Origin of the sequence: Haloferula helveola (assembly GCF_037076345.1) — a bacterium.
GTDB classification, from domain to species: Bacteria; Verrucomicrobiota; Verrucomicrobiia; order Verrucomicrobiales; family Akkermansiaceae; genus Haloferula; species Haloferula helveola.
This window is the reverse complement of sequence record NZ_AP024702.1, coordinates 3,787,724-3,800,712: the sequence shown is the minus strand read 5'-3', so window position 1 is coordinate 3,800,712 and position 12,989 is coordinate 3,787,724. Positions and strand designations below refer to the sequence as shown.

At 64.0% G+C, this 12,989-nt stretch carries 6 protein-coding genes; all 6 read right to left on the bottom strand.

The window, feature by feature from the left end; genetic code table 11:
* Positions 1 to 14: 14 nt before the first annotated feature.
* A complete protein-coding gene (thrS, locus tag HAHE_RS14270) occupies positions 15 to 1,889 on the bottom strand; it encodes a threonine--tRNA ligase (protein ID WP_338685361.1) in 1,875 nt (624 codons plus the stop codon).
* Between the two features lie 154 nt (positions 1,890 to 2,043).
* On the bottom strand, positions 2,044 to 5,061 hold the full coding sequence (locus HAHE_RS14265; protein WP_338685360.1) for a M66 family metalloprotease: 3,018 nt from the start codon (positions 5,059 to 5,061) through the stop codon (positions 2,044 to 2,046).
* A gap of 32 nt (positions 5,062 to 5,093) precedes the next feature.
* Entirely contained in the window at positions 5,094 to 8,294 is a 3,201-nt protein-coding gene (locus HAHE_RS14260; RefSeq protein WP_338685358.1) for an Ig-like domain-containing protein, read from the bottom strand.
* Positions 8,295 to 8,419: 125 nt separating this feature from the next.
* Entirely contained in the window at positions 8,420 to 12,190 is a 3,771-nt protein-coding gene (locus HAHE_RS14255; RefSeq protein WP_338685357.1) for an FtsK/SpoIIIE domain-containing protein, read from the bottom strand.
* Positions 12,174 to 12,389, bottom strand: a complete 216-nt coding sequence (locus tag HAHE_RS14250; protein ID WP_338685356.1) for a hypothetical protein — start codon at positions 12,387 to 12,389, stop codon at positions 12,174 to 12,176. Before HAHE_RS14250 ends, HAHE_RS14255 begins: the two co-directional genes overlap by 17 nt.
* Complete coding sequence (locus tag HAHE_RS14245; protein WP_338685354.1) at positions 12,386 to 12,898, bottom strand: hypothetical protein; 513 nt, start codon at positions 12,896 to 12,898, stop codon at positions 12,386 to 12,388. The genes HAHE_RS14250 and HAHE_RS14245 overlap by 4 nt, the downstream gene beginning before the upstream one ends.
* Positions 12,899 to 12,989 lie beyond the last annotated feature (91 nt).

Here is a 12,989-nt window from a genome sequence, read left to right as displayed (position 1 = left end):
GTCGGAGCCGGTCTTCAAAGTGACCGGTTCTCAATTTCCTCGCGTATCGTTCCAATGAAATCATCAAGCGGCTTGGTGCCGAGGTCGTCTTTGTCGCGGTGGCGGACGGAAACCGTCCCCTCCTCGACCTCGCGAGCGCCTAGCACGAGCATATACGGGACCCGATCCAGCCGGGCAAGGCGAATCTTGGCGCCCACTTTGTCGGAGCTGCGGTCGAGCGAGACCCGGATTCCGGCATCGGCGAGCTTCGCAGTGACGGCTTCGGCGTCCTCGAGGAACTTGTCGGAAATCGGCAGCACGCGGACCTGTTCCGGCGCCAGCCACGTCGGGAACTTGCCTTCGAAGTGCTCGATCAGCAGGCCGGTGAAACGCTCCAGCGATCCGAACGGCGCACGGTGGATCATGACCGGACGGTGCACCGCGTTGTCGGCACCGACATACTCGAGGCCGAAGCGTTCCGGCAGGTTGTAGTCGACCTGCACCGTGCCGAGCTGCCAATCGCGGCCGATCACGTCCTTCACCACGAAGTCGATTTTGGGGCCGTAGAAGGCCGCCTCGCCGAGCTCTTCGGTGTATTCCACACCGAGTTCGGTCACCGCATCGCGCAGCGCCGCCTCGGCCTTGTCCCAGTTCTCGGGCGAGCCGACGTACTTGTCGCTGTCGGGATCGCGCAGCGAGAGGCGGACCTTGTAGTCGGCCATCCCGAGCGAGCTCAGCACCTTCTTCACCAGTCCGAGGCAGCCGCGGATCTCGTCGGCGACCTGATCCGGCGTGCAGAAGAGGTGGGCATCATCCTGCGTGAATCCGCGAACGCGCGTCATGCCGCCGAGTTCGCCGCTCTGCTCCCACCGGTAGACCGTTCCGAACTCCGCCAGACGAACCGGAAGATCGCGGTACGAGTGGTGCTCGCTCGCATAGATCTTGATGTGGTGCGGGCAGTTCATCGGCTTGAGCAGGTAGCCTTCGTACTCGCCGCTCTCGAGGCCGTTGATCAGCTGGTCACAGGTCGCGTTCTCATCCGCCAGCTTCTCCAGCGTGTCGCGCTCGGGAATCGGCGCGTACTGGCTCTCCTGGTAGTATGGGAAGTGCCCGCTCGTGCGGTAGAGGTCGAGCTTGCCGATGTGCGGCGTGAAGACCTGCGAGTAGCCCTGCTTGTCGAGCTCGCCGGTTATGAAATCCTGCAGCTGCCGGCGGACGAGCGCGCCCTTCGGCTTCCACAGGATGAGCCCCTGGCCGACCGCCTCATCGATGTGGAACAGCTGCAGTTCACGCCCGAGCTTCCGGTGGTCCCGCTTGCGTGCTTCCTCAAGCCGCTCGAGGTGGGTCATCAGTTCGTCCTTCGTCGGAAACGCCGTGCCGTAGACCCGCTGGAGCTGGCCCTTCGACTTGTCGCCCATGTAGAAGGACGACGACACCGCCATCAGCTTGGCGTGCTTCGTCTTTGACGTCGATCCGACGTGCGGACCGGCGCACAGGTCGATGAAGTCGCCATTCTGGAAACAGGAGATCTCCTCGCCTTCGGGAATCTTCTCGATCAGGTCGAGCTTGAACCGGCTCGGGTTGCCCGGCCGCTCGCTCAGGCCGCCGAGACGCCCGCTCTCGGCGAGCGCGATCGCTTCCTCGCGGGAGACAACCTTGCGCTCGAAGCGCTGGTTTTCCTTCGCCACCTTGCGCATCTCCGCCTCGATCTTCTCGAAATCCTCCGGCGAGAGCCGGTGCTCCATCTCGAGGTCGTAGTAAAAGCCGTTCTCCACCGGCGGCCCGTAAGCGAACTGGGCATCCGGCCAGATCCGCAGGATCGCGGTGGCCATGACGTGCGCGCAGGAGTGCCGCAGGCGCTCCAGATCCGTCATCTGCTCACGTTCTTCGAGGGTCTTCCGTTCGGACATGCGGCCCCGGAAAAAGCAGACCGGCCCCCAACTTACAACCGCGAAAGCCGGCAGCCCGACCTCACGAGGGACGGGAGCCTCCGGATCAGCCGCCAAATCGGCGATCGGCGCGCCCGAGCTCGATCCGACGAGTTCTCGGCATCTCCGCGAAAGCTTACGGCAGGATCAGGACCTTGAGGCGAGCGAATTTCGCGGGCGAGTCGCGAGGTACGGTGAGAGTGACGGTGTCGGTGCCATCAAGGTTGTCCACTACGGCAACCGGAGGGCCCGCGGTCGGGGTATCGGGCACGGGATACTCGGTCGGCCACGAGACAAGGTCGGTGCCGACCTCGATGCTGACCGAAGTCGACGGATCGATGGACGCCCGGTCTCGGATGAAGGTGAAGGTGACGTCGCTGCCGCTGGATTGGACGGTGGGAAGATTGCCGAGTTCGGAGGTCGTGTTCAGGCCACCCAGCACGAACTCGACCGCGTTGCGCACGCCGTCGCCGTCATCATCGTCGTCCGGACCGCCCGTCGGCGCGTTGGTAGCGGCCCACAGTTCGTACGGGCTGGTCACCGGGATCTCCGCCGCGAGGAACTCGGCCGACAGGCAGAGCACGTCGGTGAGACCGGTGTTGAATGAGAATGTATTGGATCCCGGGGTGAGGTCCGTCGATCGCGCCAGCACATGTCCGGCGTAGTTGCCGCCCGTCTTCGCGCCGCCGAAGGTGACCGCCTCCGCCGGCGAAGCGGCCTGCACCGAGGTCGCCGTCGAGGCGGTGTTCCCGCTGCCTCCGAGGGTGAGCCAGGAGATCACCAGCGAGTTCGAGGCCGACACATTCATGTCCACACTCGAAGTTCCGGTCGCGATCGCGGAGGCACCGTTGAAACCGGGTGAGGTACCCGAGAGACCGATCGCGGTGTGCACATAGTTGTTTCCGTTTCCGGTGACCGAAAAGACGATCTGACCCGCCGAATGAACGGAACCCGGATCGTCAAGATACCAGAGATCCGAGGTCGTCTGCAGGGTCGATCCAACCGGATCCTGTTCCACCGCCTTGATCAGCGGAACGCCGTCGTAGGTGGCACTCACCACATCTCCCGCGGTGCTTCCCGGGTTGCTGTGTTCCCCCGAAACGATCAGGACCAGCTTGTCGGAGCCGCTGGCATCGAAAGTGAAGGTCTTGGTGTTGCCCGGGAGGTAGTCGGAAACGAAGCCGTCAAAGGTGATGGCACCGGGCAGGCCGGCGGCGTCCGTGGTGGCCGCTTCGGGAGCCGAAGGCCGGCCGGTGAAGCTACCCGCGCGCATGGTCACGGTGTAGGTGTAGGTGGTGGACGGTTGCAGACCGGTATCCGTGTAGACCGGATTGCTCTGCCAGCCGCTCGACGTGCCGCCGGGATTGCCACTGGTTTCGGTAAACAGGTATTCGACCGATCCCTCGTCGCTTGTACCGGCGAAGGCAGTCATGCTGATGAGGCTCGAACTTCCGGCAGCCGGCGGAGCCTCAAACCCGGCGGGATCAGGATTCACCGGGGCCCAGGTGGCAAGCACCTGCGGGTCGGCAGGCAGCCCGATGGCTTCCGCGTCGGGCGTATAGAGCAGTTCCGCCAGCGTGACGGCTCCGTCTGCCGCCGGCAGGTTGATCGCTTCGGTTTTCAGGCTGCCTCCGCTGAGTAGATTGGCACCGGGTTCCCAGGGTGCGGCGAGCATGTAGATCTTTTCCACACCACCCTGCATGACCCTCAGACTGACATCACAGCCGCCGCCCGGCGCGAAGCCGGTGGAGACCGCCGCAGCCCGGTCGGAGGCAACGCGGGGATCGAACAGTTCGATGAGTCCGCTGGTGTAGGGTCCGATCGGTGGATAGACCATGTTGACGTCCGGCTTGGCTCCCGAGATCGAGGCCATGACGCTGATCACCTCGGTGTCCCGCACCACCGGATACCGCACACCGTTGTTCGAGACCGTGTTGGTGTAATCGCCAGCGGTCTGGTTCCACGAGGCGTACGAATTGAGCGACGGGTTCCAGACCAACACGTGGCCATGGAGATAATCGCGCATCCTGAAGGCCGAGTAGTCGGAGTAGTGGTTCATCAGGAAACCGGGTTCCTGCCAGCCGTTGCCGCCGCCCTGCATCGGATCCACCTTGTAAGTGCCTGCGGGTTTGCCGCCGACGTTTCCCGGCTGCACGGTGCAGGGAATGAAGGTCTGCGTTCGTAGGTCGTAGCCCCAAACCGGCCCGGCATGGGTCCCGTTGTAGTTTGCCGGAGCGAGGATGCCATGCATGTCGCCCTTGTAGGGATAGGCGGCGTTGTCGCCCCAATGCGGCAGCGATAGGGCATGGCCCAGTTCGTGGATCAGGATCCCTTGGGAGGTGCCGTTGCCGACGCCCGCGAAGCCACCTGCCTGACCGCCGGCATTCACGTTGTAGATGTTGGTGTAGTAGAGACTGGTCCGACCACTCCGCCCCGACGCCCGCTTCAGGGCCCCGTTCCATGCCAGCGCGGCGGCCTGTTCACCGTCGAAACCAAGTCCCGTCTGCGCGGTATAATCGCCCGGCGATGACACCCGCACCGCCTCGGCGCCCACGTCCGACCGCGGCGGGATCACGAGTTCACGGAAAATGACGTGCGGGATACGACGGATCTCGAGATCCGACACCGGCCACTTCGCCTCAAGTTCGTCAAAGGTTCCCGCAGGATAGTCGCCGTTCGTGTCGTTGAAGTACTGCACGTCGAACATCGTCATGACGATCTTGGTCGGCGCTCCCACTTTCATGTCGGTGAAATTCACGCTGTCGGATCCAGCATCCACGGTCACCTCGAGACCGGTCTTCACCCACTCGGGCGGAATCGTCGCGGTGAAGGTGTTCGCGAACGAGTGCTCGACGACGCCAAGCCCGTCGGGAATCGAGGCGGACAGCGAAGCAGGGCCGGTGAGCGGCAGATTGAGGGTGTTGCCGCCAAGGCTGAGCACGGCCGTCACCGCCGGGGACGCGGGCGTCGCCGGATCCGTGACGTGAGCCTTGATGAGGCACTCGCGCTCGCCGACGAGGCCGAAATACGGGTGATCCGGAGTTTGCAGATGGGTCTGGCCGAAATAGACCGCATCGATCGAAACGGCGGCAGCGGTGCCGATCGCCGCAAGTAGGGCGGCCGGTATGAAGTGGATCGCATGCAAGGGTTTCATTGGGGAGTTCCGGCGACCGGATCGTTCGGATGTTAGGGAGTCGCGACCTCGACCATCAGCCGGGCGAAAAGCCGGCCGTTTGAGGCGAGGCCGGACGGCAGGGCTACGGTGACATCGGTGAATCCCGGTGTGCCCGGCACTTCGGTAATCGTGATTTGCTGCGGGCCGGGCCCCTCGTGAATGGCGGTCGTCCAACCCGACAGGGTGCTCCCGAACTCCACCGCGATGGTCGTGTTCGGATCCGCATTCGCATCGTCCCTCCGCCGGTAGGTGAACAGGAACTTGCCGTCCGGATCGCTGGCGGCGTCGATCGCGGGAAGGTGGGCGCTGTCGTCGCCACCTTGGGTCGGATCGCCACCAACCACCCACTCGATGGCGTTCGCCAGGCCGCCGCCATCGAAATCGAGAGACGGATCGGGATTCGCGGTGGGATAAAGCGCGGACCAGATCTCATAGGCATTGGGAGGAACCGTCGACACCTTGAACTCGGCGGCAACGACATGGATGTTGCCGCCCGCATTGGTGTTGAAGGTCGGTGTGACCGTCGTGCCGCCGGTTGGCACGAACTGGTAACCCGAGGCGCCGCCCCCCCACTGGCTTCCCCAGGTGCCGTTGTTGCTCAGGATGAGCGGCGAGACCGCGGTCGGGGTTCCGGCACCGTTCTGCCGTCCGGAGTTCTCAACCATCGCGATCACCAGAGAGTCATCCGCCGTGGTCGTGAGGCTGGTGGAAACATTGCCCGACGAGGCTTGGGTGAACCAGTTCGCCCCGGTATCGCCGAAGCCGGATTCCGTACCCGACAGTCCGATGACCGAAACCCAACCGCCATTGGGACTGCCCCCCGATGTCGTGACGCTCACCGTGAAGGTGGCGGTGCCCTGAAACGGTTCGTCGAGATAGAAGATCGCCGCGGTGCCTCCGTCGTAACTCGTGTTCGTCCGGGCGTTCTCCTGAACCGCCTCGGTGAGCGGGACGTCATTGAACTCCACCCCGGTCACCGTAGCGGTGTTGTTGTTGAACCCCGACTCGAAGCCGATCGCGACCACCAGTTTGTCGACACCCGAGGCGTTGTAATCCAACAGGGTGGTTCCGTTGTGGGTGGTGGCAACCTTGGTCTTGTCCGAACCGAGGAAGCCCTCGGCTTCGCTGACGATCGAGATCTCGGCGCTCGTCGGAGGCGCGGCGGTGGCAAAGTTCCAGGTCACATCATCGGTGATCCCCGCGAACAGGTTGCCGGACGGATCCATCACCACCCCGGCATCGATCCGGACGGCGAGGTTCGAGTTTCCCGGGAGGTTTGCCGAAGGGTCGATCGTCATGACCGTGTCTTCGAGGGCGACCTTCGCCGCATCCGTGACCGGAATGACCGTCTCCGTCGAGTTGCTCAGATTCCGGATCGTAATGTTTCCGCTGCCGAGCACCACAGGCTCATCGAAGGTCACGATGAGGTTGGAACCGACCGCCGCACCCGTGGAATCGTCGGCCGGGCTCAGGGCAGAAATGGTCGGCGCAGTGAGGTCGGGCGGCACCGTCGTGAAGTTCCAGGTCACGTCGTCGCTGATTCCGGCAAAGGGATTCTCTGACAGATCCTCAACCGCACCCGGATCGATCCGGACCGCATAACTCTTGCCTCCGAGGAGATCCGCGGTCGGGTTGATCGTCAGAAACGAACCGTTGAAGAAAACCTGGCTGCCATCGGTGATCGCGATGGTGGACTGCGTGGCATCGGTGAGATTCTTGAGCGTGATGTTGCCCGTGCCGGCGGCGACCGCCTCGTTGAAGTTGAGCACCAGATCAATGTCCGCTGCCAGATCGACGGAGTTGTCGAGCGGGCTCAATCCAGTGATCTCGGGAGCGAGGGTATCGGGGGTGGCGGACTCGATCAGGTCGATCATGCCGCGACCGAGGGCATCGCCGACAAGCATGAAGGTCTCGGCATGCCGGTTGTAGTGAAAGCCCTGGCTGCCGTTGGGAACCGGGGAAACGGACGCGTCCCGCCAGAAGCCGCGGGCCTCCATCGTCTTCACGTTGCCTGCGAGGTCCGGATAGCTCGCCGCGTCCGTGCTGACGGCGTGCTGAGCATCGATCACCGCCCGACGGGTCGGGTACTGGTTGAGGTAAGATTCGTCCCATCCTTCGAAGGCCGCGGTAGCGATCACGAAAGGTGCCTGGGGCACGACCTGACCCGGATAGCGGCTTTCGTAGTAGGCGCGGATCTCCCGAATGAAACGAGCCATGTTCTTTTCATAGTTGTTCGCATACGCCGCCGTACCGCTGAGGCCGTCGTTCCAACCTTGGAACCAGGCGAAACCGGCGATCTCGAAGCCCTGCGCCGCCCAATCCGTGTAGTGGGTGGCGAAATTGTCCAACACGTCGGTCACGTTTGTCACCGCCGGGTTCGAAGCACCCGCCGGGGCCCGATCGGCCTCCCGGACGAAGCATTCGTCGAACTGGTAGCCACCGTAGAACGCGTTCGGGACGGGAGTGGTGCCGGTGGGCCACGCTCCGGGCGACTCGCCATAGCCGGCGAACGTGTTCGAACCGTAGGTATACTGGACGCTGCCGGGCGGCAGGAAATCCCAGCCGAGGGCACGGCCGCCTTGCGAACTCTTGATGACCAGGACCGGCTCGTCGTGAAAGTAACCCATCACATGGCCGAAGGAAATCTCCGGGCCGATCAGGGTGGTCCCGTTGTTGTGACCGGGCGTCAGCAGGGAGTCGCCGGTAGCGGCGATGACTCCGCGGTAGCGGACATCGTTGCGGACGGACCAGGCGCTGCCATCGAGCAGGTTGGGGAACTTGTACTCGTTGCGCGTGATCGTCTCGAGTGTCCCGGCCGTGCCGAGGGGGCCGATGGATCCCTGCCCGACCATGTTCGACTGGCCGGAAAGGATATACACTTTCACCGGCTTGTCCGTGGCGCCGGCGGAGGCATCCGGAGCGGGCAGCGGATACGGAATGTTTGTGGTGATCGCAGGGTCGTTCGGAGCATTCGGCTGGGGATCGGTCGGAGCCGCTTCGATCGTCGCGACCTCGTACCAGTCCCCCGCTCCGTCGCCATCGCTGTCGGGGTCGTTCGGATCGGTGCCGGTGTCGGTCGGCGAAACATAGACACCGGTATTGGTCTCCACGGAGTCATCCAGTCCGTCGAGATCGGTATCGGCAGCATGGACGGCGGACGGAAGCACCAAAAAGACGCCAGCAAGCGCCTGAGGAAGTATCGGGTTTCTCACGTTCGGGAATCGGTTTTCCCGGCAGAATGCCCCGGGTTCTCAAGAACTCAAGAGGCCAGCCGCCGCGCCGCAGAAAAGCCCGCAATAAGGCGCAAATGCGCGACCAAAAGTAAGCGCGACGCGAGTCACCTCCCTGCTCCGATGCTCGGCGCAGCCGCTTTCGCATACGGCCGGAACGTCTCCAGCGAACCCAGCGATTCGTCGTACAGAAGGGCCCGGTGCAGGCCCAGCTTGCCAGCGGCCGGACTGTCGGTCAGCGCGGCCGAGTCGTTGGCGCTCATTTGGAAAAGCACGCGCAGCGGGAAGTCCGACAGCGCCTTGCGCGGCAGCCAGCGGCCGACATTGGCCCACGTATCGACACTCGCAATCAGGTGGATCCCCACCCCGGGTCCTTCGCTGGCCAGTTCGAGAAATGCTTTTGCCGCATCCACCTTGCCGGTGACGTCGGCATCGAAATCAAAGCGGAACTCGTCATCCTGTTTCAGCGCCTTGAAGCGCTGCAGGTCCCGGACGAACACGAAGACCTCGTCGTCACCGTCGGACTTGAGTCGCTGCGAAAGCTCTTCGACCACCTCCCCCACCGAGCCCGGCACGTGAACCTCGCCCGGATGGGGCAGCGAATTCAGCAACCCGGCGAGGTAGCCCTTTTTCCCCTCGGGATCGAGAACCACGAAGCGGGCGGTGCCGAGAGGATACTGGGCCGAAAGCGAGAGAATCGATGCTCCCATCAGCGCCTTGATCCTTTCTTCGCCCTGGCCGACCAGCAACAGGTTCGATCCGCTCTGACGTTTGAAACCCGCCGTGGTCGGACCCTTGATCGAGTTCGGCGCTCCAAGCCACGCGCTCGCCAATTCGGGCTTCGCTTCGGGAGGACTGGCGAGCGCCGCGGCAAGCAGGTCGTTGTCGGCCAACTCGGCCGGAGCATTTCCCTCGAAGACCACCGGCGGCGCCACCTTTACTCCACGCTCCTTCGCCAAGGCAGTCATCTCATCAAGACGCTCGTTCCGTTCGTCCTCGGAAAGCCACACCGTCTGGAACGGACTGTTCGCCGCGACCGCACCCGCGTTGTCGTTGTAGATCCCTTCGCCGGGCCGCGTGAGGAGGCGCGGCGCCGGATTGTCGTCGTCCATGATCAGATACGCGTCGGCCTCGTTGCACTGCAGAGCGATGCGGATGACCATCTGGCCGAGCGTGGCGCGGGCCAGCGTGTAGGCCCCGCCCAAGGTCTGGGAGCCGAGGATGCAGTGGATGCCGAACGCCCGGCCCTGCCGGATAATCCGGTCGAGAAGCAGCGACGCTTCCTGCGCGATGCCGTCGTCCTCGGTAAAGAACTCCTGGAACTCGTCGATCATCAGCAGGGTGCGCGGCATGATCTCACCCGATGCCTTCCGGTAGCCGGCCAGATCCTGCGCTCCGTGCTCGCGGAATAGCTCTCCACGGTGGCGCAATTCCTCGTCCACCCGATGCAGCACGCTCAGGCCGAAATCGCGGTCGCTCTCGATCGCCACAACCCGCGCGTGAGGCAGGCGCTTGCTGCCGTAGCACTTGAACTCAACGCCCTTCTTGAAGTCGATGAGGTAGAACTCCACCTCGTCGGGACTGCAGTGCAGCGCGAGGTTGGTGATCATCACGTGGAACAGCGTCGACTTGCCCGACCCTGTCTTGCCGGCGATCAGGGCGTGCTGCTTGGTCCCCTTCCCGATCGCGAGATACTGCAGCTTCTTCGCACCGGTCCGACCGATCGGCACCCGCAGTTCGTCGCCCGTTTCTTCGGTCCACCATCCGTCCTGCGGAGCGATGCTCGAGAACGGCACCTCGACCCGGTTTGAATCCACACTGGCCTTGCCGAAACGATGGACCAGCCGGGTCGCCAAGGCATCGGCTGGAGCATGGTCGAGCGTCACCTCGCCGGGTTGCCCGTCGAGTTGCCACCGGCCGTCCGATTGTTTCAGGCACAGGCAGCTGCGGCGGAGCTCGGCATCCAATGCGGCATCCGGCAGCGGACCATCGAGCTGGACGAGGAGAAAGACACCGCATCGCGCGCCGCTTGCCGCCAGACTCCGGAGCCTTCCGAGTGCGGTTTCGCTGAAACCGGTCGGAAGTCCTGCGATCACGACGAACCGGTACTTTTCGGCAATCGTTCCGGCCTGGCGGTTGTAGTCGGCGATCGTCGCGTACTCGTTGCGCAAGTACATCTGGATCACCTTCTCAACGTGCTCGTTGAGCTCCGCCAGACGTTCCTCGATCTGTTGCGGCTGGGTCCAGATCCGGCCGTGGATCAGGTGGTCCTCGTAGTCGGCGAGGTGCATCAACCCGGCGAAGTCGCGACCGAGACCGACCGCATCGATGAAGGTAAAGTCGACCCTGCCGGGCGGATGGGTGGCGAGCAGGCGGAGAACGATCTCGTTGATCGTTGAAGCCGCGTCCGCGGGTTCGCCTTCGAGGAGCAGTGAACCATGATCCGGGAGCCCGATGGCCAGCGGCACTTCGATTTCGTCCGGAAGCGGAAACCGTTCGTCCTCCGGGCGCTTATCGACCAGCGCATCCATCGGAATCCGGAGCTTGCCGAACGGTGCTACCGATTCCGCATCCTCCGGCGGCACCCAGCTGTCGGGAACATCGTCAGACCATGCCGGAAAACGCCGCTCGCGATCCTCGGCCAAAGCCGTCAAAGCCTCAACCGGCCGCGTGACCCGTTCAGGCCACTCGGAAGCAAGCGCGGCGATGACCTTCTCGGTTTCCGCATCGGACTCGCCGGTTTCGGCACCCAGCTCTTCGGCCCGCTTCTCCGATGCTTGCCGTAGTTCGTCAGCGAACGCGAGATTCTCGCCGGCGTGAACCGCCTCGAGCGCCGCCACACGCCTTTGGTGAATCCGCTCTTCGACCTCCGGCAGACGTGCGACCTGACGTTCGAGCTTCTCGGTTCCCTCGCGGATCCGCTCCTGGGCGGAATCGTCCGTCTCCCTCAGGGTCTCGCTCAGCCCGCCACGCAGCTGTTCGGCCTCACGGTCGATCTCCTCCTTCAGGCCCAGCACACGGTCCCGCATCGAGTTCACCGACATCGCGCCGGCCACACGCACCTGGTGCAACGCGTGGACCAATCTCATGGTCGGCCCCCAAACGCTGGCAAGCGCGATCAGGTAAAGTGCGAGCACCACCCCGGCGGCAATGCCCGCCATCGGCAGCCACGCCATCACTTCCCCAGGCGTCCCGGAAAACCAAGCGACCGCACCGACAGCCACCAGCAGAAGCAAGGTCAGCGGCACAAAGCGGAAGAACTTCGCCAGCGGAAGGGCCTTCACTTTTTCCACCTCTGCCGAAGCCGCCGCCATCAGGTCGCCGTCTCCGGGATCGGAGACCTTCACCCCCTTGCCGGATAGTTTCCGGTCGAAGAACGGACGGAACGCCCGCAACGACTTGCGTGCGCCTGCCGCCAGTATGGCCACTTCCCCCCGCTGCTCCTCGGCTTGCTCGCGCAATGCCACCAACTCGTGCTTGGCCTGCTCATACTCGTGCTTGCGCTGCTCCTGCACCCGCAGGATCTCCGCCTGCATCCTGCCCACACGACTTCCCTGGCTCTGGCTGATCCGTTCGGTCAGTGACTGCCTGGCCGAATGAAAGCGCTCCTCGATCCACGCCAGGCGAGCCTGGTGCCGGGCCTCCAGGACCTCGCGTTCGGCCGCGTGGCGCTGCTCCAGCAGGGATCGCCGGGCCTCCTCCTCCTCGTGCTCCCTTTCCTCACGCTCGCGGGCGATCCGGCGGGCCGCTACGATGCAGGTGGTATGCGCCCCCCGCACCTGTTCCTCGCGCCGGGCGGTTTCCTCGATGGCCCGCTTGAGCGCGGCAAGCTCGTCCAGCACCTGCCCCGGCTCCAATGGATCACTCGCAGTCGGCATGAACCCTCGAAATCAAACGTTCCAACTCATCAATCACCCGCACCGCACGCGAGATGTCTTCCCCGAGCCCCGACAGGTATTCTCGCCCGAACTCGTCCGCCTTGGCATCACGCCACGTCTCCCGCACGCGCTCCCATCGCGCCATCAGTTCGCGGGTCGCATCATTGACCGCCCCCTTGGCCATCCCCGTCGATCTCACGGTTCGCCTCCTTCCCGATCCGGACGCTTCGGCGGCGGCATCACGTCCGCGTAGTCGGTGAGGGCCCGGATCATGCCTTCCAACGAACTGACCGCTTTGGGAAAATCGTTGCTCAGGCGCTCCCGAAGACTGTCCAGAGGACGCACCGCCGGATCGACGATACTGTCGAAGTCCCTCACCCATTTTTGCGTCACCCGAAGCTTGTCCTCGGCTTCCTGAAGTGCGCGGCGCGCTTTCTTCACGGCCAGTTGCTGCACCGAGTGATCGTCCTTCAGATCCGAGAACTTCGAGGTCATCAGTTCCGCCTCGGCCTGTTCGAGGCGACGCTGGCAGCGCCGGACCTCCGCCTGCCATGCCAGCTTGCGATCGTAGGCCAGCCAGTCGCGCGTCCGTTTCACCTCGCCGCCGACATCATCCAGCGCGCGGACGGCCCGTTCCCGATACCGAAGGAGCGCGATCCGGAAGTCCTCCAGCGCTTCGATCGATGCGACTTTCGCCTTGTCTGCCACAGTTCCGTTCGGGGGTTCGCGGAGGAGCGTCGCCCCGCATTGCTTAGCCTAACGGGCCGTCGGGCCGCCACAAGTGACAAAGCGTGTCCTG